This window comes from Paenibacillus sp. FSL H3-0310, assembly GCF_038002785.1.
Lineage (GTDB): Bacteria > Bacillota > Bacilli > Paenibacillales > Paenibacillaceae > Paenibacillus_AQ > Paenibacillus_AQ odorifer.
On record NZ_JBBODC010000001.1, the window covers coordinates 3,632,345 to 3,654,242 of the forward strand.

A 21,898-nucleotide genomic window follows, 5' to 3' on the forward strand; every position below is an offset into this window, starting at 1 on the left:
GTTGCAATTCGGGCAATTTTCCTCCAAATATAAAAACAAATAGACTGCTCTCTAATGAAGCAAAGCAGTCCATTTATCGTAAAGATCTTATTCCGTTATAGCTGCTACGTCTTTAGGAATCCGGCGTGCTGCATCCGTGGATATAGCCGCTTGGATTACTGCCAGGCGCACCTGCTCAACTACTTTTTCGTTAAAAATACTTGGGATGATATATTGCTCATTGAGTTCATCCGGATGAACGACCGATGCAATGGCTTTTGCCGCAGCCAGCTTCATTTCGAGATTCACAGTTCTAGCCCGGCAATCAAGTGCGCCACGGAAAATACCCGGAAAACATAACACATTGTTGATCTGGTTCGGATAATCACTTCTGCCTGTCGCTAGGACACGAACAAAAGGTTCTGCCAAATCCGGTTCAATCTCCGGTGTAGGATTAGCCATCGCAAAAACGATGTTATCACTAGCCATGCTTTTGAGATGATCCACGGTTAGAATTCCCCCACGGGACACCCCAATAAAGACATCTGCCCCTCGTATAACCTCCGTTATTCCACCCTCAATTCCCTCAGGATTGGTTGCGGCAGCAAGCTTCTGCCATTCCGGATTATCATACTGGAGATCTTTTCTGAGAACGCCTTCACGATCAACCGCATAAATATAACGCGCGCCCGCTGCCAGCAGCAGATTACATATGGACACCCCAGCTGCCCCAATACCCACAACAACAATCCGTGCATTTTCAATAGATTTATTTACAACTTTAAGCGCATTCAAAAGTCCTGCAAAAGCCACCACGGATGTTCCATGCTGATCATCATGAAATACCGGAATGTCCAGCTCTTCCGCAAGCCGGCGTTCGATTTCAAAGCAGCGTGGCGAACTTATATCCTCTAAGTTTATCCCTCCAAAGCCAGGAGAAACTGCTTTTACGATATTGATAATTTCATCCGGATCTTTGGTATTTAAGCACAGCGGAAAAGCATCAATGTTCGCCAATTGCTTAAACAGCATCGCCTTACCTTCCATGACAGGCATAGCTGCTTCCGGGCCGATATCTCCTAGTCCAAGCACAGCAGTGCCGTCCGAAACGACTGCAACTGTATTTCTTTTCATCGTCAGAGAATAAGCTTTTCTGGGATCTTCGGCAATCGCCGTACATACTCGGGCTACCCCCGGCGTATACACTAAGGATAAATCCTCCCGATTTTTAATCGGCATTTTAGGTGTGATTTCAATTTTTCCGCCAAGATGAGCCAGAAAGGTCCGATCCGACACGTTGATTATTTTAATTCCCGGCATCTTCGATAATATTGAGATAATATCTCCATTAGCTGCGTCTTGCACATTCACTGTTATATCTCGGGTAGTGACATCCTTCCCTGCACGTATCACGTCAATAGCAACAATATCTCCGCCAGCTGCGGCAATTCCTGAAGCAACATCGCCAAAAGATGCAACCGATTTCCGAATTTCGAGCCTGATAATCATTGTAGTCGCAATCGACATGAATTAGCCTCTCTTTCTTCAATCCTATTATTTAAAAAATACTATACTTTCCCATTTAAACATATCTTCCGCCTATTAACTAGATCAACGAAAAATTTTTCTTCTTACAGTATTCCCATCCGCACCCGGTCCAAATACATCAGGTATGACAGCTACGGGCACAGAGCCATTTTTCCCATAAAAATAAAATTCATCATAATCTTAAGTGTATGTAAGCATAAACAAACCGTAAGCTCTTCTACTCTTCATTACCTTTTCTGCATGCTGTAGAGCATCCTGCCGATTTCTTTTCTCCACTAACCCTTTCTAGTTGTTCTCCTTCACTAAGGTCTGTACTGCTCTTCTAGCAAAACAACCTTACCTTCTACAAATGTCAGATGGAATAATCTATCCATTAGCTCTTCGCTAATAAAACTCGTATAGTCCCCTTGCTGATGTCTCGCCCCGTTTAGTTCAGCTATAGTTACATCAGGCTCCAGCTTAACCCGCTTGATTTCTTCGCTTGCATTTCGGATATAGAATCCATTAGGCAATGATTCGGGTTCTAGTACACCATCTTCTTTAGCTGCAATTTCTGCCGCCGCTCCACCGAACCATTCCACCTCATCCAGATCCAGATAAACCGTATTCCCTTCTGTGATAACGCCCTTTATAAAAGCTAATTTTTTCTCCACTTGCGGTAACTTATAAATAATTTTTTTCAGTTCCTCCACACTCTCACCCTGCACTCCGCTCTCAGAGTTAGATTGGATTGAAATCACACCCATAGTTTGAACTAGCTCCTTGGTAGTTGGGTTAGTCTCTTTTGGTGGCTTGTTGTAAAAAGAATATCCATTAAAACCAAGTGAGACTAATGTGATACCCACTAAGACTGTAACCCTTAAATTTTTCCATTTCATAAGTTTCACCCTCTATCACGTGATTTAACGGAACCTTAATAAACAATTGCGCTATATCATAGACAATCACTAGTTGACCGGGCAGAATAAATATTATATACATGTCTTACCTATAACGTAGTTGAAGGAGCTCACACTTATGACAGAATCATTTCAAGCGTTAGTTGTCGACAAAACAGAATCATCCTTCTCCGTAGCTGTTAAACCGGTTACCCTAGAGGATCTGCCAGCTGGAGAGGTTGTAATTAAGGTTGCTTACTCCAGTGTAAACTATAAAGACGGTTTAGCCAGTATTCCAAACGGTAAAATTCTAAGAACATATCCCTTTATTCCAGGGATAGATTTATCCGGTATTGTGGTATCTTCCACAGACGAACGGTTTCATAAAGGGCAGCAAGTCATTGCGACAGGATATGGTGTTGGCGTATCACACTTTGGTGGCTTTAGCGAATACGCTCGTATTCCCGCAGGTTGGATCACTCCTCTTCCCGAAGGCCTGACGCTTAAAGAAGCTATGATCTACGGTACTGCAGGACTGACAGCCGCCTTATCCATACTGGCCCTGGAAGATCATGACGTTTCCCCGGACAAAGGCAAAGTACTTGTAACAGGCGCTACCGGCGGTGTAGGTGGATCTGCTATTGCCATGCTTGGCGCAAAAGGGTATAGCGTAGTGGCAAGCACAGGTAACGCCGAAGCTACCGATTACCTTAGAGGTATAGGAGCCGAAGACGTGATTTCACGTGAAGAGGTCATTGGCGGCGCCAGCAAACCCTTGGACAAACAATTATGGCAAGGCGCAGTAGATTCGGTGGGTGGTGACACCCTTGCCGCAGTTTTGAGTAAAATCACCTACAGAGGTTCTGTAGCTGCAAGTGGCTTAACCGGAGGCACTTCAGTTCCAACTACAGTACTTCCGTTCATTCTTCGGAGTGTTAACCTTCTCGGCATAGATTCCGTTGAATGTCCTGCAGACCTTCGCCAGAAGGCTTGGAAACGGATGGCGAGCGATCTGAAGCCAAGTCAGCTGGAGAACCTCGTGGATCGTGAAGTCACGTTAACCGAGCTACCGCAAGCATTGGAAGATATTCTACAAGGAAACCTTAGAGGAAGAGTACTTGTCCGTTTATCCTAGGTTTAACAACGAAACCTCCCGGAATCTAGAGTTCCGGGAGGTTTTTTTAGTTTACTCTTGGTTATTCGGATATTGGTAATGCGGCTGCTGCTGTACATAGGGTTGTTGGCGATAATGCTGATCATAACCCTGCGTATAGTACCCTTGCATCGGGTATGGCTGATAATTAAAGGCTTGTGTAGCTGGAGGCATTTGTGAAGATATCGGGATGGGTTGTGCCTGCATATGAGCGTATGGATTCATATTTGGCTGCATATTAGGATGCATATTTGGTTTAACATTGGCTTGCATATTTGGAGCCATATTAGGGGCCATATTAGGAGCCATATTGCTGCTGCCCATTACTTTATCTTCTTCGCAGCAGTCAGCAGGAGGGCCGATGAAGGTTCCAGGCTTGATTGGAGCTAAAGCTTCTTTTACCTTAGCTTCATTTAAGCAGTAAGTATGGGCTAATACATTTGCCGGGGTTTTGCTAAGAATATCCGAACCTAAGATAACCTCAGGAATAGGTGCGTCAAAAATCGCGAGTAGATGTGTATTATCGACAGTAGCTATCTCATAATGCCACCAGCCTTGCGGCACATTTGCCACTTGACCCGGACAAATCGGAAAATGCAGAAGTTCATTTGTGAACGGATTGATTAAAGACACTACCGCTGAACCGCAGATACAATATACAAGCTCTGCAGCATTTTGATGATAATGAGGTTCAACCACATTTGATTTGCTAAGAAAAATATCCAGCAGTGATATGTTCTCGAGCGTATTCAATTGTTTAACCGACAGCAAGTTAATGAAGTTGTTGGCATCTTTTTTAAAAAGTGTATTAGTGTTCACATCAAAAGTAAACTCTGTATTGGGGGACGTATAGTCCATGTATGAAGTCACTTTTTTTCCTACCTTTCTGTTGCTATAAATTTTTGCTTTCCCTAAACACAAGATATGCGTTTGCCTATGCCTAGGTGCGGAGATTCACTACTCCTGATAAAAATTCATCTTTCTTTTCTAAACGGGGCATCCTCTAAGTATTACACTCTCACCCCACATAGGAGGCACAGTATGAAATCGATTCGCACAAAAATAGTGTTAGCTTTATGTATCACTGTCTTTACAATTATGGGTTTCCACCCTATGAATCTTAGCTCCACAGTTGAGGCCGCCAATAACAAAACAGCAGCGAAACAGGCGCCTCTTACATTCGTTCTAGTTCATGGGTCTTGGGCTACTGCTGGTTTTTGGGATCAAACGGCCGCCGCACTTCGCAGCTTAGGACACACCGTCTATACTCCGGAATATGCCGGACATGGCGGGGACAAAAACAATAATGTAACGCATGCGCAAATCACACAGTCTGTTGTCGACTATATCAAGCAAAAAGACTTAAAGGATATCATTCTGCTCGGACATAGCTTTGGTGGTTCGGTGATCCAAACCGTCTCTCAGGAAGTACCGGATCGGATCAAACGTCTGGTATTCTTCGACGCCTTCGTACCGCTGGATGGGCAAAGTGTGGCGGACCAATTTCCAGCTGATTCGCTGAAGTACTTTGAACAGCTGAGAGATACTTCCGGCAATAACACCATAACGCTCCCTTTCCCTCTTTTCCGGGATACATTCGTCAACACCGCCAGTCTTGCGGAAGCGCAAGCTTTTTATAAACAAGCTCCTCCTGAGCCAGCAAGTCCACTTTTCGAAAAGCTTGATCTCAAGAAATTTTACAGTCTCCAGATCCCTAAAAGTTACCTTTATCTAACGGAGGACACCGCGATACCGCAAGGTCCATACGGATTCCACCCTACACAATCCAGTCATTTAGGCGTCTTCCGCTTCATCGAGGGCAAAGGAGATCACATGACCACCGTTCGAACCGAACCCAAAATGCTGGCGGAATTAATGGTGAAGGCGGGAAGAGATTAGTCGCTTAACAGCTGGATAATCTAGGTAGCTGTTGTGGCTTGAGCTGGGGTTTTTGGCGCTGAGCTGGTGATTGAGCTGAGCTGTGTGATGTGAGTTGGGCTATGCGATGCGAGTTGGGCTGATGACGCTGGGCCGGGCTATGCGATGTGAGCTGAGCTGGCGGCTCGAGCTGCGCTTTGTGAGCAAGCTAGACTACTGACGCTGAGCTGGGCTATGTCATTCTGAGATAGCCTTGCCACTTTGAGCTGGCATTGTCACTCTGAGCTGAACATTGCGACTTTAAATACACTAGAGTTTGGCGGTGATCGGACCGAGGAGCTCTTATTTTCATAATTTCGGCGATTTAGCCTTGCTATCGGACTCAGTGGACCTCTGTCAAGAAAGTGGACAGTCACGCAACAGACATTCTAGTCAATTGCTCAGCAAAACGAACTGGAGAAAGATACCCCAGCGCGCCATGCATTCGCTTGCGGTTATAGTAAAACTCAATATATTGAAAAAGTGTCTGGTAGGCTTGCTCCTTAGTTTTGAATCGTGGATTACAATAAATGAGCTCCTTTTTCAAAATGCTGTGCCACGACTCGATACAGGCGTTATCATAACAGTTACCTCTGCGGCTCATGCTGGACTCCATGCCATACGCTTTCAACTGCTTCGTGTATTCATGAGAAGTATATTGAGAACCTCTATCGGAGTGATGTAATAGACCCTTTTCCGGTTGTTTAGCTTCGTAGGCATCTTGTAAAGCGCCCGAAATCAAGCTAGTTTCCATATGGTTCTCCAAACGCCACCCCACGATTTCGCGCGTGCAAAGGTCCATCACACTAGCCAGGTACAAGCGCCCTCCCCGGCAAGGAATGTACGTAATGTCGGTAACCCATACTGAATTGGGTTTGAGTATTTTAAATTGCTGGTTCAGCGTATTCGGGGCAATCGGATGGTCATGATTGGAGTCAGTGGTCTGTACCCGATACGTTTTGGAGACAATGGAGCGAAGCTTCATATGTCGCATGTACACACTCACCGTGCGTTCGGTAACGGTATAACCTTCTTGATGTAACAGGCGGGTGATCTTCGGACTCCCATACCGCTTTTGATGGTCTGTAAAATGATACTGAATTCGCTTCATTATCGCAGCCTTACGAAGCATATGCGTACTGTTTTTTTCTGTCCGCCACTTGTAGTACCCGCTCCGTGACACATGTAGGGTCATGCACATCTTCTCCAAGAGAAACTCGGAGCGATGTTTTTCAATAAACTGGAATCTCAGTTCCTTGGTTTGCTGAAGATGTGCACTGCTTTTTTTACGATCGCTAATTCCTCTTCCACATCGGCAATCTTGTTATCTTTTTCTTGAAGTTGACGGCTCATTTCTTTCAACTGTGCCTCGAGTTCTCGTACTCGATCCACGCTAGCTGCCGGTTCATTCTTTAATTCTCGATACTGGCTCATCCATTGATGCAGGGTACTTTTTGGGATGTTGAGCTCTTCCGCCAAGTCGCCCACTGTCTTTGTTTGCTCTTGAATGAACTGCACTGTCTGTTTTTTAAATTCTTCGTTATACCGTTGTCGATGTTCTCCCATGTGAACACACCTCCGTGGACTCATTATCGCCAGTCTGTTAACTACTGTCCACTTTTTATTCTAGCTTCACAGATGCAGCTAATCGCCCAAATGTACTCCTATAATGCGTGATTTCAGGGGAATAAGAGCCATACAGTCCAAAACTCTCGCCAGGACGACCATAATGCCAAAATAACTGCAATACGGTCCGTAACGATGTCTGAAGCGCTGTCTCTTAAGTAATCACCAACGTAGGCTGATCATTTGTGACGCGAGCTGGCATTGTCACCCTGGGCTGAACATTGTCTCTGATGATTTGTGACGCTGAGTTGGCCTTGCCACTTTGAGCTGGCATTGTCACTCTAAATACACTAGAGTTTGGCGGTGATCGGACCGAGGAGCTCTTATTTTCATAATTTCGGCGAATTAGCCATGCTATCGGACTCAGATGCAGCTATTCACCCAAATGTACTCCTATAATGTGTGATTTTAGGGGAATAAGAGCCATACAGTCCGAAACTCTCGCCAGAACGACCATAATGCCAAAATAGCTGCAATACGGTCCGTAACGATGTCTGAAGCGCTGTCTCTTAAGTAATCAGCAACGTAGGCTGATCATTTGTGACGCTGAGTTAGCCTTGCCACTTTGAGCTGCACTGTCACTCTGAGCTGGCATTGTCACTCTGAGCTGAACATTACCACTCTGAGTTAGCCTTGCTACTTTGAGCTGGCATTGTCACTCTAAGCTGTACATTGTCACTCTAAATACACTAGAGCTTGGCGGTGATCGGACCGAGGAGCCCTTATTTTCATAATTTCGGCGAATTAGCCTTGCTATCGGACTCAGATGCAGCTATTCACCCAAATGTACTCCTATAATGCGTGATTTTAGGGGAATAAGAGCCATACAGTCCGAAACTCTCGCCAGGACGACCATAATGCCAAAATAACTGCAATACGGTCCGTAACGATCTGTGAAGCGAGGTTTCTTAACAACGTAGGTTGATCATTTGTGAAGCTAAGTTGGTATTGTCACTCTGGGCCGAACATTGTCACTGATCATTTGGAGAAACAGACCACGTGGACTAAACGATTGTGCTTTCAAATCAAAAAAAGAGCAAGCGTATGGGAACCCCCTACTACGCTTGCTCTTTTTCCTATCCATAACCAACCTACTTCCTAGGCAATCCGCCACGCGGCAGCTCGGGGTCCGATGTCACTCCGGTAATCACCCAGCTATTCTTCTCTTGCACAAGTGAGATTGTCAAAAGTATAGAAGGTGCTGGTCCACTTGAAGTCGCAGTATCCAGACGCATTTCTATGACCTCTGAATTCTTGTTAATTATCGTTTCTTTAGTGACCTCGTAGTTCGTGATCCAAGGGCTGGAGACACCCGTCACCCAGTTTAGTTCAACAAACCGCGGATACATAATCTTTTTGAAATCTTTGGAGAAGATCGAATACTGAATCGAGGCATTCCGATGCTGTAATCCGAACCCGTATAGCTCTGATGCTTGAATTGCAGAAGGTAATATAATGCGCCTAGACTCCGGAGCTGGCTTGGGCATAGCCGATAGCAGTTCTCCATTAACGTGAGTCATAGTAACGGGAGCTGATGCACCCATAGCCATTCCCGGCAGAAGCAACAATCCCGCAATTAGGGCAGTCGCCATTTTCATTTTGCTAATTAGAATCACCTCATTCGTAGCCTGTTCACTACATGTGAATTGAATCTAATTATTCCCCCACTTCACTCATAAATATGTACACGGTTTCCAAATCCACCAATAATGTATACCTCAATGAATTAAACTGGTAATATAAAATACAACGATACTACACAATCATTAATTCCATTAGATTTTTATAGGAGAGGTTCCCATGAAAAAAATCTTAAACATTTGTCTAGCAGCAGGTCTGCTACTCACTCTATCCGTCGCTACCTTGAACACAGCAAGCGCAGAATCCAAGGTCAAAACCTACAAAAACTGCACGGAGCTAAACAAAGATTACAAAGGTGGAGTTGCCATTTCCAGCTCAACCAAGAACAAAGGCGGCAAAACGAAATACAAACCCTACGTATCGAAAGAACTCTATAATGCCAATAAAAAAAGCGACCGTGACAAAGACGGAATCGCTTGTGAGAAATAGGCTTAGCCTTGCTCCACTATTTGCTTGAGCCTTAGATCCGGCGTGAAAAAGAGTCTGTAGCTCAGTACACTGAGCAGCATACTCGTTATGGCAACAGAGGCAGTGAACGAGAACACAATTAATATCTGATAACGAACAGCTACTACAGGATCAGCGCCCGCGATGATCATTCCGGTCATCATTCCAGGGAGTTGAACAAGCCCAACCGTCTTCATACCGTCGATGGTAGGAATCATGCTGAATTTTACAGATCTTTTTCTAACTTCCTGGATCGCCTGTGGGACCGTTGCGCCAAGAGACAACAACGTTTCAATCTCCCCTTTGCTCTGCTGAATTTCATGCTTGATATGGTTAATGAACAACCCTGAAACCACCATAGCACTGCCAATGGTCATACCGCTAATCGGAATGATATATTGTGGCGTAGCCTCAATGATATGTAAGCTGAGCAGAATGCCCATCATGAGCAGTTCCATAGTAGCAATCGCCAGTCCAATTCTCCAGACTAATCCGCGCAAGCCTTTGCCTCTTTTGGCTGCATTCCATGCGGCTACACTGATCATAAAGAGTATTATCACAATTACATAAATGACCTGATCCGATTTAAAAATAAATTGCAGCACATACCCCACCGCAAGCAATTGAATGGCCGACCGCACTGTGCCTACAATGATATCTTTTTCCAGTCCGAGCTTTTGCCACACGGAGACCAACATTGTCCCTAATACAAACAGAAGCGTGAAACTTAGTGCTGTATAACTCATAACAACGACGCTCCTTCCGAAGGCCGAACGAACCTTTTAGCCAATTCTTCCGCAGATTCAGCAAAAAAAGACTCGCTCACATGCTGTTCCAACCTGCCTTTTCCCATAAACCATGTAGTTGTGCTTATTCTGCTCGCCTGCTTAAGATCATGAGTGACCCAAATCATCGAAGTGCCTTCTTCCTTATGCCAATCCACTAGTAGCTTCTCAACCATTTGAGTGCTGTTAACATCGAGCGAAGCGGTGATTTCATCGAGCAATAATACCGTAGGTCGGAGCAGCAAGGATCGAATTAAAGAAATCCGCTGCTTTTCACCACCCGAACAATCTGCCGCTTTTTTGCTTAAATCCAAATGCTCCAGCCCCAATTGCCCAATTAGTCGCTGCACTAGTTTAAGATCATAAGGTTTGTCATGCAGTCTGCTGACAGTTCTTAAATTATCCTCCACACTGCCAGACAGCATGACCGCTTGTTGTGCTACAAACCCTATTTTCATCCTCCATAATCTCGCATCCATACTTTTATATGAAGTCCCATTTACCAACATATCTCCCTCATCCGGAGCATCCAAGAGAGCCAGGATTCTAAGGAATGTACTTTTCCCTTGGCCAGAGGCACCAATCAATGCGATGCGGTCCGATTCAGCTATGTCTGCGGAGATCTCCGAGAAAAGATATTTCGAAGTTTGGTCGTTACTTTTCCAATTAAGTTTTGCAAGTCTCTGAATCTCAAAAATACTACTCAATCCCCTACCTCCTAATACCATCCGCTAAAATAGCATACCGTCTAGTATTATAGCATTTCAGCTATAAAAAAGAGAAAGACATCCAGTTTCAGGACGTCTTTCCCTATTCGAACTATTGCTTTTTATTGATTAAAACGGGCCACAACAAACACCGCAGGTGAATTCCAATAGATCGTCACTTCATTCGTAGAATAGCTAAGCTCATGATCGACAAAGCACTGCGCAGCTGGTTTTCCTTGTAAATGCTCAACTACATATTCATCATGCAGCCCACGATCTGGCCCCCCTGACACCAATCCCGGCACCGGATCAGCCACATGGTCACCTACAGAAGGGCGATGATGCGGATTCATCACGGCATGATCCCCAAACCCGGTAACATAGCTGATATCCAGAACGTTACGCCCCATCAGATAATGTAGATGATCTAAGGCACAGTCCGCAAAACCGGAGTCTCCACTAAAATATTCAGCCGCCAGCAGCAGCATTGCATTGTTCATTACTAGCATATTGCTGCCCCAGATATAGTCCTCCTCTTTTAAGGAGATCCTATAGCCCTCCTCACGACTCTGTTCCGCTAATCGTTGCGCCTCAGCAACAAGCCCTTCTTTTAACGAGGCATATAAAGCACGGTCTGCTTGCTCCTCACCATTTAACAGATAAGCAATAGTGCCATAGCCCCCCATATCACCCCAGCCTAAACTGTATTTTGGAAAAGCAAGCTGCACTAGCTGCAGAACAGCTTGATGATATTCCTCTTTCCCTGTCGTACGATACAGCTCCGCCGCTGCCCAATACCGCTCGTCCTTATCGACTCCATCCCCGTATTCTCCAGTGCTAATCTCAGGCGGATTCGTAAAACCGGGTACATCTGGATGCTGTACAAGCCATTCCCATGCTGCCCCCGCAGCATCCAGACATTTCCGCGCATAAGCAGCATCAAAAGGCTTGTACACTCTTGCAGCCATAGCCATAACACCAGCAAAATCCCCAGTTGCAGTAGCAGATATTGGTGAGAAGTACAGATCTGCTGTATCGTCCTCAGGCATAACATCCAGACCAGGAAAGCTTAACGTAGTCAATTTATGGTATACACCACCTGTTGCGGAGTCTTGCATTTTAAACAACCAATCGAGCTCCACCCTGCATTCCAGCAGCACATCTGGCGTAGATCCATCACTTTCAGGCAATGGGATAGCGCTTACAAAAGCCGAGGGATATAATTCATAGGCAAGCAGCATATCCGCGATAGCTTTCGCTCCGGGACCGCTATATTTTCCATAATCACCTGCATCATGCCAGCCACCCGAACAGTCTAGTTGAAGATCCGGTTGCCCATATACAATCCCTTTTGCGGTATGGCACGCCTTGTGCTTCCAATCTCCAGCATATTCTTCAGTCAACTCAACGCCACAGCGATAATAATAGAAAGCTTTCAGCAAGCCCTGTTGAAGCTCATGATAAGGCTGATCTGAGATTGTAAAGGATGCCGAAGCTACACCCTCGCTCTGCTCAATCCGATATCTTCCCTCAGTATTGACCTCCGAGAAATCACCTGTGTGCAAAGTTACTCCACTGGCTTTATCAAATCTTCCAGCATCTGAACTACCTTTGAACACAATAGTCCCACTATCAACATCAACTACCTGAAAATCATGCTCAGTACCTGTAAATACTGCGATCTTTTGTCCATCCAGCGGATATCCGATTTGATTCACAGTAATGGTGCGAAGTGTACGCTCGCTCATCTTCATTCTCCTTTTATGTAAAAATGATGAAGCTAAAGTAACCATTCTCTTCTAGTTGAGAATACTCTATTCTAGTTATCTATGGCAATGATGTATACAAGAAAAAAACCTAGAGTCACCCGAAAGGAAACGGATAACTCTAGGCGGACAAAACAGCTTATTTGTCGTCAAGCAATTTAATAAAGTTAGCTGGAAGTGTGAACTGCTTATTATGAACCACTATACGGCGAAGCTCTTCCTCGAAGGAGCTAAGATCATCTTCATCATCGTCTTTAATTTCCTTTATATCCCGGTGCAGACGCTCCATTTGCAGATCAAGGGCATGAGCGGCATCCGCCGCATTTTTCAGTTCACGAGTCATACTCTCAGGTACTGATTTATTATATTTATAAAAGATTTTATGTTCGAGGCTTGCCCAGAAATCCATAGCAATGGTACGAATTTGAACTTCTACACAGACAAGCTCCTGACGATCGGACATAAAAACAGGGACTTGAATCAGCAAGTGAAGACTCTGATATCCGTTAGGTTTAGGGTTCTTAATATAATCCTTTACCTCAAGGACCGTTAGATCATCCTGCTTCTGAAGCATCTCACTAACATGATAGATATCAGAGATAAAAGAACAGGTGATCCGCAGACCAGCGATGTCTTTAATACAATTTTTCACTGAATCCAGCGATAATTCACCATTTTTGCGCAGCATCTTGTTCATGATACTTTCTGGAGACTTAATACGCGATTTGGTATGTTCAATTGGGCTGTAATCATGCAGAGACTGAAACTCCTGTTTTAGGATCTCAATCTTCGTTTCCATCTCATCCAATGCAAATTTATAAATTAACATGAAACGAGTGATATCGTGCTTAAGCTTCTTAAATTGTTCGATTTGATTCTCGGGGGTCATTATCTCATTTCTCCTCTTGTAGCGTTTCTCTATATTTATCATAGCCAATCCACTAGTGAATTTCAAATTCAGCGGTAATGTAGCCATAATCCAAACCTCACACTTCGTTTGATTACGTACCTTTTGCGCCGCGAATCCACTTTCGAAGTCGCTATAGGACCCAGTTGACCTTATACACAGTATAATCCCATAATCGGGATGCTATCGAACTCCATAATCGCTATTGGCAAAAAAACACAAAATATGAACCTCTTCATAAGAAATAACGTCACTGGAGTCCGAAACCCTGCTCAAACGGAGATAAACCTAAGAACCAAACCCATGATGCCCAAGAAACTAAAGTAACCCAAATAACCAAACTAGCCAAAGACCCTCAATATGTTACGGACCGTATTGCAGCTATTTGAGCTTTTTGGTCATTTTTACAGAAGTATCGGACCGTATAGCTCTTATCACCATGTAACAGTGCTGAATCGGTGTGGTTATGAGTATATAGCTGCAATATAGTCCGATAGCTCGCCTAAAACGTTCGAAATGGAGAAATAAGGTCAGCTGAGTCCGATCCATCGGAAAAGTGTGTTCACAAGCATGGGGGATAGTTCAAATCGCGCGAGAACCCAAAGTAACCTAAGTGCAAATAACGCCTTCTGAGTCCGAACGCTCAGCGGTAAAGGTCATGCAGAAACTAATGCCTGATGTCGGTTGGTTTACGTCCAGGAACACAGTCTACCCGAGTACCCGATCATTAAACTGAAAGTTTCATTATTCAGTTGAGCTGTTTCCACTTTTGCTCAAGCGTTTGCGGAACATACTCCTTCAAAAGAGTCAAGAGTTCCAACGGCTCGTTGGATACGTTTAGCAGACTTAGATGCGAAGAATTAGAGAAGCCTTCTTGGATACTGTTATGTATCAGATTCATCAGAGGATCAAAATAATTCCTGATATTTAGAACCCCTACCGGCTTCTTGTGTATGCCAATTTGTGACCAGCACAAAACCTCAAAGAGCTCCTCATACGTTCCAAACCCTCCAGGTAAAGCAATAAAGCCATCTGCCAGCTCTCCCATTTTTGCTTTACGGCCATGCATATCCTCTACTTCTATCAACTGCGTTAACTCTCTATGTACCATTTCCCCATTAAATAATCCTCTAGGCATTACCCCGATTACCTCGCCTCCACCATTCAAAACAGCATTAGCGACCTCACCCATTAATCCGATTTTTGAACCACCGTAAATTAAACGATAATTATGCATAGCCATGTAGTTACCAAGTTCAACAGCTTTAGCTTTATAATCCTCATGCACCCCTAAATTCGATCCTGCGAAAACACATATTGATTTCAAAATCTCATCTCCAAACTATATATTGATAATGTCCGCTATCTAATATACTATATGTTGGAGTATAAATCATGTGAAAGATTAAGGAGTGCTACATAATATGGAAATTAATGATGTGCAGAAATGGATTAATCATTTTTATGGAGAACGAGGCTGGACTACTTATGGTCCTTTTATAAGAGTCGGATTCTTAATGGAAGAGACCGGTGAAGTCGCTCGAGCTGTACGCTCCTATGAAATCGGCAGAGATCGACCGGATGAATCGACTCGTACTCCAGAGCAACTGAAAAACGACTTGATTGAGGAAATCGGGGATGTTCTCGGAAATATCGCATTGTTAGCTGACTTATATGGCATCACTTTAGAAGAGGCTTTTACTGCACATAAAGAAAAATTAGTGAAGCGATTTAATTCCTAGGGACGAAGTAATCCTAAAAAAATAGGACTACAATCGGCAAGACCGAATTGTAGCCCTTCTTTATTTTACTCTTTAAGCCCTGTTAAGCTTTACCGCCTAAAGTATGATTCGAAATGGCTTTGATTATTGTTTCCCAATCATCCGGGTGGACTTCGTGGCCCGTTCCTTCCAGGGTTAGAAGCGACGCATCAGGAATTTCCGCCGCAAGCGCCAAGCCATGCTCTATAGGAAGCACCGTGTCTTCTGTGCCGTGGATAACCAAGGTAGGAACCATGATATTTTTTGCCTTGCCCTCGTAGCCGTCATCCCCTGTAAGAAGAGAATGATTAAACATGCTAAGCAAGTTGTTGGCACGTTTTATTTCCAGCCTTACTTGTTTATACGCTCTTTTCTCATCGAATTTATGTTTTGAACCACAGAGTATGCCGGAACCTGAAACCAAATAATTGGCTACCTCTTCCTCATTAGACCAATCCAGTGTTGCTCCATTTGCATGGAATGCGAGGATCCGCTCATCCATAGGAGGCAAGTTCCGATCATTATCGTCAGATTCGAAAAAACTTGATGCGATCAAGGTTAAGGTTAGAACTTTTTGCGGATGACGTGTAGCAAGGACTTGCGCAATCATTCCGCCTAAGGACATTCCAACGATATTTGCCTGTTCTATATTATAGGCGTCTAGTAACCCAGCAGCATCATTTGCCATGTCCATCACGGTATAATTGGAACTCCCAGGCTCATAAACAACGGAACGTCCGACATCCCGGTTATCATAACGAATAACGTAACGTCCGGTATCTGCTAATCGCTGACAGAACTCTTCATCCCAATAAACCATAGAACAGGTGGCACCCATAATCAGCAATATCGCAGGATTGCTAGGATTTCCAAAACTATCCGAACATATATCAATTCCGTTTACTTTTACTATTTTTTCGCTCATTGTTCATTCCTCATTTCATTCGAATTTTATCAATGAATGCACAGTTAAATAAGACTCAATACATTTTCAAAAAAATGGATGATGTCATCATTGAATTGCACCTCAAATTAACGTAAACGAATGAATTTGATAATCACGATAAGCACTCTCCTATTCCATATTGAAGGGTTTTTAACCCAATTTCGATTATAACACAAAAAAGCTATCCCCTGATTTTACGGATCAGGGAGATAGCCTCCTATTTATCGCCACAAAAATATTCGTTAAATAAATACTTCTTCAACAGTCAAATTACGCTCTTTAGATAAGTCTCTGAACGTAGTCTCATTTATTTTTACCAGAGGTTTGAAAATATCCAACGGATTATTCATAATAATCGTACCTTGCTCACCATTGCTAAGCTGAACGCTCTTACCCACAAAATTCGGCAATAAATGTCCGATTAGAGCTTGTACCGCATTTCCATTCAGCTTGCCAAATCCAAGCTCATGTACCTTGCGCAGAACGTTAATCAGGCCTTGTTTTGGTTGATTCGCTCTTCCTAAGGTCATGCCTACATAAGTATTTGCAACAGCAACAATCTGCGTATACGGGTGCAAGTCCTGTTTACGGAGATTGTTAGGATAACCTGTACCATCCTCGAATTCATGATGCTGAAGCGCCACTAGTGCGGTCTTTTCGTCATTCATCGATTTAAGGATAATGTCGTATCCATACGAAGTATGACGTTTTAGTTCTTCTGATTCTTCGGGAGTTAAGTTATCCGTCTTATTTAAGATATGTGGAGCAATCTGGCTTTTTCCGATATCGTGCAAATAACCGGCTCTACTAATCTCAAATCTTTCGGCTTTTGTATGACCTAACCAAGTCGCTATGTAAAAAGATAACAGTCCGACCTGCAATGAATGGTTGTATGTACTGATATCATCACGTTCCAGCAGCAATAATAAAGAAACGACATCCTTTTGTTCATCCAATTTTTCCAGCAATGGCTGCAGCGTATTATCAACATCCGACTGCGTAAAGCTACCCTTGCTGAGTGCTTCCAGAAATATAGATTCATAGTTTTGGATGGCTTGATCAAAATTACCATCTATCCCTTGTGCCACATTCATTTCTTCATTATCCAGCACCATCATGCGTGGTTCAATATCGACATAATCAATTTGATGCCTCATCAGGATGGTGATTTCTTCTCCGTAGACCACTGTCCCCTTCGGAAGCACGTGTAGGCCAACACTATTGAATGTATCTGTGATTAGACAATCGCCATGTTTGAGATCTGTGACATGAGCTTTCAAAATTCAGCACCCCTTACTATATGTAGGTATATTTTACCTTAAGGATAGCTAAATTCTTCCAAAGTAACAATATGGTTAAAGACTCATTAAACCACTCGGTTAGTTCAAAAGACCCCCGCGACTTCAGCACCCCTAAATCTATTTTTAGAGATTAAGCCTTACATTTATCCGTCTTACACACTACCTAAAAGGGATTGCTAAATTCAGCGATTACTTTCCCAATCAACTTATCCTTCGACACAAATGGAGTATCCCACAAATGAGCATCATAGCTTATATTCCGGTTATCTCCGAGAAAAAAATAATGATCGGCGGGTACCGTAACCGGTCCAAAAGTGTAATCCATCTGTTCATTGAGGTAAGGTTCGTTAACCTTCGCTCCATTTCGGTAAAGTGCGCCGTCTTTAATTTCCAAGGTATCTCCAGGCAGCCCCATTAGCCTTTTTACATATCTTTTATTCTCATCACCAGCTACAGGTGGCGTAAATACAACAATATCTCCATGCTCCAGTGTGGTCATCCATAACATTTTCTCAACAATTAAGCGATCATTGATTTGAATCGTTGGGATCATAGAGCCCGTTGGAACTCTCATGGCTTCAGCAACATAGGTTCTAACAAACAAAGAAATAACCACTGCGATCACAATACTCGGCAACCATTGCTTCATAAATTTCAACATTATTGCTCACCTCACATTCATTTTATAGAGTCAAACTTTTTTTAGCTGGTTCATATTCAGTTCATATTGTCGTCATGTATAGTTCATCTTCATCGGGTAAGCTTTCTTTAGCAACTCATTAAGATAGCTAGAATAAAGCGATTAGAACAGGAGAAGATGCGATTGAAACCAGAAGAAGAGGTTATTAAAAAAAGGATGAATAAACCGCTGAAAATTATACTTATTTCCTTAGGGGCTTTAGCTACTGCAATAGTACTTTTTCTAGTGACTGTTTTTGTCGCTAATATTTTCCTCAATAAATCGGACCAAGCTAAAATAAAACCCTATGGTCAGTCTGTAAGCGTCGATGGTAAAAATATGAACGTTTTGATTCAAGGAAAGGGTGAAGAGACAGTCGTGCTCTTACCTGGTTATGGAACGGTGGCACCGGGACTTGATTTTAAGCTGTTAATAGATGAACTATCTCCATTTTACAAAGTTGTCGTGATTGAGCCTTTCGGTTATGGATTAAGTGATAGAACTGAAAAAGAGCGAACCACAGAAAACATTGTGAGTGAAATTCATGAAGCTGTAAAGCAGCTTAATATTGACCGTTATATTCTAATGGCACACTCTATTTCCGGTATGTACAGTTTGAATTATGTGAACAAATATCCAAACGAAGTGAGTGCATTTGTCGGGATTGATAATAGTATTGCAACGGAAGACAGAATAGGTGTTAAAATACCAACAGGAAAATTAAAACTACTTAGAGAATCAGGCTTGGGCAGATTGTTATTTAAATCAAGTGGAAATCCCTATGCTGAATTGCCGTTTGATGATGAAACTAAAGAACAATTGAGATTGCTTACGCTTAGAAACACTTATAATTACACTAACTTAAATGAAGTGGAACATATGTCTTCTAATTATAAAGGGGCTCTAAATTCAACTTTTCCAAAGGATCTCCCCCTTTTGCTCTTTGTTCAAGGGGATGATACTCTCTTAAAAGATTGGATATCATTGCATGAAGAGCAAGTCAAAAATTCCGTACAAGGAAAATTGGTAAAACTTGATGCAGGACATTATCTGCACCATACCAAATCAAAAGAAATTGCCGAAAATTTTAAGACATTTATGGAAGAAATAAAATAAAAAGCGTTTCTTCTATTCTCCATGCTGCGGTCATCATGTGCAAGTTTCCTTGCATTTCATGACGCAGCATTTTTTCCTTAGTATTTAAATTTCGAACCGCTCAATAATTCGATTCATTTCCCCATCAACATCAATTGAAGTATTCTTAGGAATATGAATGACGAACAAACCGCCAAAGATCAACTCACATTTGCCTTCATTCTCTATAATTCTATGTTTAAAAGCTGCAATGGCCGTTGAATCAACAGCTTCTTTACTAAGCAGCCAAGCGTATCTTTTGAAAGGAGATTTCTGAACAGTCTCTTGGTAATAATAGACTCCATTTTCTTCCTTCACCTGTATAATATCTCCCATTGTAACAGCCGGATTAAAAATCGGTGTCTCTTCAATTCGAAATTTATCTTTGCCAAATGGAGTAACATCGAGGATTTCTATTTCACGGCCATCTGCGTTGAAGCAGATATGGATTCCGGACGATTCTAGCATCGGCACACCTCTATCCTTGTTCAATATCTAATCTTGTTCATTCTAAATAACACAAAACAAAGTAAATACATTAGACTCGTAATCCCGAACAACCTAAAGATTCCGGGTGTTAATAACATATATAAACTGTAGGGAAAACTCCAGATAAATGCAAGCAGCATTAGCCGACTTCTGTTTAAAAAGACACCTATTGCTAATAACCCCGCCGGTAATAACAACATGATTATACTAATCACAAGAGTGGAGCGATTCGTAATCTCAGCATAAGGATTGATGAATATAAAAATTAGCCATAAAAAAACGGTCATCAAACTGGACACATAACCTATTAGTTTAATGATTGTTAAATTTATGGATGACTCCATCCTATCACCTCAATTCTTTCGCAATAATTCTCTCCAACCACTTCCATGGAAGCAGCGTTTTGCCTAAAATTAAGATTCGCGTACCTTTGCCGATAGGATAACGTAGCCGTGGTGCTTTCATTTCGGTAATACGACCGATAAGATTAGCCACTTGACTAGGGTCAGGCGCTGTCTCAGCAGTATGTTTGGAATATCGTAGCACAGCGTCAAGACGCGCTTTATACGGAGAATCCTCCTTACGTCGAATTTGCTCCATGCCTTTTCCCCATATCGGTGTACGGAAGGAGCCCGGTTCAATTAATACCACCCTTATTCCATAAGGGGACATTTCATGACGCAGGCTTTCGCTGAAGCCTTCAACAGCAAATTTAGAAGCTGCATAAGGCGCATAACCTGGAAATCCGGATAATCCACTTACACTTCCCACATTAATAATCGTGCCACTCTGCTGTTCTCGCATAATGGGCAGCACAGCTGTTGTCACAGCCACTAATCCAAAAAAGTTCGTCTCCATTTGCCGCCGCCATTCCTCCATAGATATTTCTTCTATGAAACCGCCAATGGCAAAACCTGCATTATTGACTAGAACATCAATTCTTCCAAATGTTTCGTGTACTGAAGATATTGCTGTCTCTATAGAATCGCTGTCAGTTACATCCATGGTCATTAAATGAAGCTGCTTTAAAATTCCTGCCTGCTCTGCCTGCAGCACCAGCTCGCCTTTACGGCTTAAATCACGCATGGTTGCTATCACCTTAAACCCCTGTCCAGCTAATTTGAGCGCTGTCAGCAGTCCAAATCCACTGGAGGTTCCGGTAATCAGAGCCACTCGATCGTGCCCATACTCTAGATGTGAACTCATATTTACTCCCCTTTGTATTTCACAATTATAAAAACAAGCAAACAAATGTTCTATTGTTTATTGACTATCCATTAATTTCAAGTTATAGTAAGAGCATCTTTTATATTTCTGTGCGGGAGAAGCACCTCGCAAGACAGGCGTCAATGCCTATCTTGGAGGTGCTTTTTTGCGTATATTAACTAATTCATTAAGGAGCTGAGAGGAATGTTTAAGCCAAAAAACACCGTCAGATGTAGAACGAACATTTTCAGAATTAGGGATTTAAAATGGGTGGCTCAAGTAATGCTGGTAGCAGCTTTCTTAACCTGTAACCTCACACTTGTGTCTGCTGCTACTGGCTGGGATTCCGCGCTGGATGACATTAACAGTCTTCATGGTAATTATACCGCGCTTCAAGCCACCCTCAAGACAGATAACTCAAAAATTCAGAAGTTACGCAAACAGAATAATGACGCTCTGAAATCTATTCGTACCGTCATACAGTCAACAGATCAAGCACTGTTAAGCCGCTTATCTTCAGAAGCTAGCTCAGTTCAGAAGAAACATGCTCCCCTTCTGGAACAATACAGCACACTCAGTAAACAGTCTACCGCAGCCAAGAAAGCTAAAGACTTGAAAACAGTCACATTGCTGGACCTGAAGCGTAATAAACTAAAGGCTGCTGTAACCCTCGCCCGAGCCGAAATTAAGACAAAGACAACCGCTTTGGCAGCCGCTCGCAAGCAAACCGCTGCTAAGCTTAAACCCGTCAAAGATGCGTTGGCACCCATCACTGCTTTAAAGAAACAAATAACTGCCGAAAGTAAGAATCTCACTGCCACGCAGAAAGTACGCGCGGAAGCTGACAAACAATATAAAGCAGCTGTTAAGCAAGGAGATGCAGTTAGAGCCGCTACAGAATTGAAATCATCCTATGAGCAAATGAAACGAATTCATTCCATGCAGCAGAATATTTACAGCTGGGAACAGAAGATTTCGCTAGCACTACGAGCAGCAGAATCTAAACTTCCCTAATGATTATGATTCGCC

General features: G+C 42.9%; 21 protein-coding genes and 1 pseudogene. 6 read left to right on the forward strand and 16 right to left on the reverse strand.

Features of this window, described 5'->3' with window-relative positions; translation table 11 throughout:
- Nucleotides 1–87: 87 nt before the first annotated feature.
- Both MHH63_RS16535 and MHH63_RS16540 read right to left on the reverse strand, forming a co-directional pair.
- Nucleotides 88–1,506 carry an NAD-dependent malic enzyme gene (locus MHH63_RS16535; protein WP_076130640.1) on the reverse strand — a complete coding sequence of 473 codons (1,419 nt, stop codon included), beginning with the start codon at nucleotides 1,504–1,506 and terminating at the stop codon, nucleotides 88–90.
- 323 nt (nucleotides 1,507–1,829) lie between these two features.
- Nucleotides 1,830–2,405, reverse strand: a complete 576-nt coding sequence (locus MHH63_RS16540) for a hypothetical protein (protein WP_076130639.1) — start codon at nucleotides 2,403–2,405, stop codon at nucleotides 1,830–1,832.
- A 139-nt stretch (nucleotides 2,406–2,544) separates the two neighbouring features.
- Between MHH63_RS16540 and MHH63_RS16545 the strand changes: the two genes are divergently transcribed.
- On the forward strand, nucleotides 2,545–3,540 hold the full coding sequence (locus tag MHH63_RS16545) for an acrylyl-CoA reductase family protein (RefSeq protein WP_341171806.1): 996 nt from the start codon (nucleotides 2,545–2,547) through the stop codon (nucleotides 3,538–3,540).
- Between the two features lie 300 nt (nucleotides 3,541–3,840).
- Here the strand turns inward: MHH63_RS16545 and MHH63_RS16550 are convergent.
- Nucleotides 3,841–4,428, reverse strand: a pseudogene (locus MHH63_RS16550) (cupin domain-containing protein); the annotation flags it as partial.
- A 171-nt stretch (nucleotides 4,429–4,599) separates the two neighbouring features.
- On the opposite strand from MHH63_RS16550, the gene MHH63_RS16555 reads away from it, so the two are divergent.
- Nucleotides 4,600–5,457, forward strand: a complete 858-nt coding sequence (locus MHH63_RS16555) for an alpha/beta hydrolase (protein ID WP_076187335.1) — start codon at nucleotides 4,600–4,602, stop codon at nucleotides 5,455–5,457.
- A gap of 391 nt (nucleotides 5,458–5,848) precedes the next feature.
- Here MHH63_RS16555 and MHH63_RS16560 read toward each other — a convergent pair whose 3' ends face one another.
- The 3 genes from MHH63_RS16560 to MHH63_RS16570 form a co-directional block, all read right to left on the reverse strand.
- A complete protein-coding gene (locus MHH63_RS16560; protein WP_341171986.1) occupies nucleotides 5,849–6,775 on the reverse strand; it encodes an IS3 family transposase in 927 nt (308 codons plus the stop codon).
- Nucleotides 6,724–7,041: a transposase gene (locus MHH63_RS16565; RefSeq protein ID WP_036683594.1), complete on the reverse strand. Its 318-nt coding sequence runs from the start codon at nucleotides 7,039–7,041 to the stop codon at nucleotides 6,724–6,726. Before MHH63_RS16565 ends, MHH63_RS16560 begins: the two co-directional genes overlap by 52 nt.
- Nucleotides 7,042–8,192: 1,151 nt before the next feature.
- Nucleotides 8,193–8,693, reverse strand: a complete 501-nt coding sequence (locus tag MHH63_RS16570) for a hypothetical protein (RefSeq protein ID WP_139331043.1) — start codon at nucleotides 8,691–8,693, stop codon at nucleotides 8,193–8,195.
- 208 nt (nucleotides 8,694–8,901) lie between these two features.
- Between MHH63_RS16570 and MHH63_RS16575 the strand changes: the two genes are divergently transcribed.
- Entirely contained in the window at nucleotides 8,902–9,171 is a 270-nt protein-coding gene (locus MHH63_RS16575) for an excalibur calcium-binding domain-containing protein (RefSeq protein WP_076187014.1), read from the forward strand.
- A gap of 2 nt (nucleotides 9,172–9,173) precedes the next feature.
- On the opposite strand, the gene MHH63_RS16580 is transcribed toward MHH63_RS16575, so the two are convergent.
- The 5 genes from MHH63_RS16580 to MHH63_RS16600 form a co-directional block, all read right to left on the reverse strand.
- Nucleotides 9,174–9,935 carry an ABC transporter permease gene (locus MHH63_RS16580; RefSeq protein ID WP_341171807.1) on the reverse strand — a complete coding sequence of 254 codons (762 nt, stop codon included), beginning with the start codon at nucleotides 9,933–9,935 and terminating at the stop codon, nucleotides 9,174–9,176.
- Nucleotides 9,932–10,681 carry an ABC transporter ATP-binding protein gene (locus MHH63_RS16585; protein ID WP_341171808.1) on the reverse strand — a complete coding sequence of 250 codons (750 nt, stop codon included), beginning with the start codon at nucleotides 10,679–10,681 and terminating at the stop codon, nucleotides 9,932–9,934. Before MHH63_RS16585 ends, MHH63_RS16580 begins: the two co-directional genes overlap by 4 nt.
- A gap of 122 nt (nucleotides 10,682–10,803) precedes the next feature.
- Complete coding sequence (locus MHH63_RS16590; RefSeq protein ID WP_341171809.1) at nucleotides 10,804–12,429, reverse strand: glycoside hydrolase family 9 protein; 1,626 nt, start codon at nucleotides 12,427–12,429, stop codon at nucleotides 10,804–10,806.
- Nucleotides 12,430–12,586: 157 nt separating this feature from the next.
- Complete coding sequence (locus tag MHH63_RS16595; RefSeq protein WP_076130330.1) at nucleotides 12,587–13,336, reverse strand: GTP pyrophosphokinase; 750 nt, start codon at nucleotides 13,334–13,336, stop codon at nucleotides 12,587–12,589.
- Between the two features lie 766 nt (nucleotides 13,337–14,102).
- Nucleotides 14,103–14,681: an LOG family protein gene (locus MHH63_RS16600; protein ID WP_076193859.1), complete on the reverse strand. Its 579-nt coding sequence runs from the start codon at nucleotides 14,679–14,681 to the stop codon at nucleotides 14,103–14,105.
- A 97-nt stretch (nucleotides 14,682–14,778) separates the two neighbouring features.
- Between MHH63_RS16600 and MHH63_RS16605 the strand changes: the two genes are divergently transcribed.
- Nucleotides 14,779–15,096: a MazG nucleotide pyrophosphohydrolase domain-containing protein gene (locus tag MHH63_RS16605; RefSeq protein ID WP_076130332.1), complete on the forward strand. Its 318-nt coding sequence runs from the start codon at nucleotides 14,779–14,781 to the stop codon at nucleotides 15,094–15,096.
- 82 nt (nucleotides 15,097–15,178) lie between these two features.
- Here the strand turns inward: MHH63_RS16605 and MHH63_RS16610 are convergent, their stop codons facing one another.
- From MHH63_RS16610 to lepB, 3 genes are all read right to left on the reverse strand, one after another.
- Entirely contained in the window at nucleotides 15,179–16,039 is an 861-nt protein-coding gene (locus MHH63_RS16610; RefSeq protein ID WP_076187007.1) for an alpha/beta fold hydrolase, read from the reverse strand.
- Between the two features lie 263 nt (nucleotides 16,040–16,302).
- Nucleotides 16,303–17,340 (reverse strand): HD-GYP domain-containing protein, encoded by a 1,038-nt coding sequence (locus MHH63_RS16615; protein ID WP_076187005.1) that lies wholly within the window; start codon nucleotides 17,338–17,340, stop codon nucleotides 16,303–16,305.
- Between the two features lie 184 nt (nucleotides 17,341–17,524).
- A complete protein-coding gene (gene lepB / locus MHH63_RS16620) occupies nucleotides 17,525–18,010 on the reverse strand; it encodes a signal peptidase I (RefSeq protein WP_341171810.1) in 486 nt (161 codons plus the stop codon).
- Between the two features lie 168 nt (nucleotides 18,011–18,178).
- Between lepB and MHH63_RS16625 the strand changes: the two genes are divergently transcribed.
- Nucleotides 18,179–19,156, forward strand: coding sequence for an alpha/beta hydrolase (locus MHH63_RS16625; protein ID WP_076187003.1), 978 nt, complete (start codon nucleotides 18,179–18,181; stop codon nucleotides 19,154–19,156).
- Between the two features lie 84 nt (nucleotides 19,157–19,240).
- Here MHH63_RS16625 and MHH63_RS16630 read toward each other — a convergent pair whose 3' ends face one another.
- Nucleotides 19,241–19,642, reverse strand: coding sequence for a DUF4265 domain-containing protein (locus MHH63_RS16630; protein ID WP_076130337.1), 402 nt, complete (start codon nucleotides 19,640–19,642; stop codon nucleotides 19,241–19,243).
- A gap of 369 nt (nucleotides 19,643–20,011) precedes the next feature.
- Complete coding sequence (locus tag MHH63_RS16635; protein ID WP_076193852.1) at nucleotides 20,012–20,869, reverse strand: SDR family oxidoreductase; 858 nt, start codon at nucleotides 20,867–20,869, stop codon at nucleotides 20,012–20,014.
- A 204-nt stretch (nucleotides 20,870–21,073) separates the two neighbouring features.
- Between MHH63_RS16635 and MHH63_RS16640 the strand changes: the two genes are divergently transcribed.
- The gene (locus MHH63_RS16640; protein WP_340397936.1) at nucleotides 21,074–21,883 is read left to right on the forward strand and encodes a hypothetical protein; all 810 of its coding nucleotides are present in this window, start codon (nucleotides 21,074–21,076) and stop codon (nucleotides 21,881–21,883) included.
- Nucleotides 21,884–21,898: the final 15 nt, after the last annotated feature.

What these genes read in the sequence shown, in the direction of transcription:
- MHH63_RS16640 (WP_340397936.1), top strand. Translation starts at nt 21,074, where the DNA reads ATGTTTAAGCCAAAAAACACCGTCAGATGTAGAACGAACATTTTCAGA.
- MHH63_RS16545 (WP_341171806.1), top strand. Translation starts at nt 2,545, where the DNA reads ATGACAGAATCATTTCAAGCGTTAGTTGTCGACAAAACAGAATCATCC.
- MHH63_RS16575 (WP_076187014.1), top strand. Translation starts at nt 8,902, where the DNA reads ATGAAAAAAATCTTAAACATTTGTCTAGCAGCAGGTCTGCTACTCACT.
- MHH63_RS16540 (WP_076130639.1), bottom strand. Translation starts at nt 2,405, where the DNA reads ATGAAATGGAAAAATTTAAGGGTTACAGTCTTAGTGGGTATCACATTA.
- MHH63_RS16580 (WP_341171807.1), bottom strand. Translation starts at nt 9,935, where the DNA reads ATGAGTTATACAGCACTAAGTTTCACGCTTCTGTTTGTATTAGGGACA.
- MHH63_RS16635 (WP_076193852.1), bottom strand. Translation starts at nt 20,869, where the DNA reads ATGAGTTCACATCTAGAGTATGGGCACGATCGAGTGGCTCTGATTACC.
- MHH63_RS16595 (WP_076130330.1), bottom strand. Translation starts at nt 13,336, where the DNA reads ATGACCCCCGAGAATCAAATCGAACAATTTAAGAAGCTTAAGCACGAT.
- MHH63_RS16565 (WP_036683594.1), bottom strand. Translation starts at nt 7,041, where the DNA reads ATGGGAGAACATCGACAACGGTATAACGAAGAATTTAAAAAACAGACA.
- lepB (WP_341171810.1), bottom strand. Translation starts at nt 18,010, where the DNA reads ATGAAGCAATGGTTGCCGAGTATTGTGATCGCAGTGGTTATTTCTTTG.
- MHH63_RS16555 (WP_076187335.1), top strand. Translation starts at nt 4,600, where the DNA reads ATGAAATCGATTCGCACAAAAATAGTGTTAGCTTTATGTATCACTGTC.
- MHH63_RS16610 (WP_076187007.1), bottom strand. Translation starts at nt 16,039, where the DNA reads ATGAGCGAAAAAATAGTAAAAGTAAACGGAATTGATATATGTTCGGAT.
- MHH63_RS16590 (WP_341171809.1), bottom strand. Translation starts at nt 12,429, where the DNA reads ATGAGCGAGCGTACACTTCGCACCATTACTGTGAATCAAATCGGATAT.
- MHH63_RS16630 (WP_076130337.1), bottom strand. Translation starts at nt 19,642, where the DNA reads ATGCTAGAATCGTCCGGAATCCATATCTGCTTCAACGCAGATGGCCGT.
- MHH63_RS16570 (WP_139331043.1), bottom strand. Translation starts at nt 8,693, where the DNA reads ATGGCGACTGCCCTAATTGCGGGATTGTTGCTTCTGCCGGGAATGGCT.
- MHH63_RS16625 (WP_076187003.1), top strand. Translation starts at nt 18,179, where the DNA reads ATGCGATTGAAACCAGAAGAAGAGGTTATTAAAAAAAGGATGAATAAA.
- MHH63_RS16535 (WP_076130640.1), bottom strand. Translation starts at nt 1,506, where the DNA reads ATGTCGATTGCGACTACAATGATTATCAGGCTCGAAATTCGGAAATCG.
- MHH63_RS16605 (WP_076130332.1), top strand. Translation starts at nt 14,779, where the DNA reads ATGGAAATTAATGATGTGCAGAAATGGATTAATCATTTTTATGGAGAA.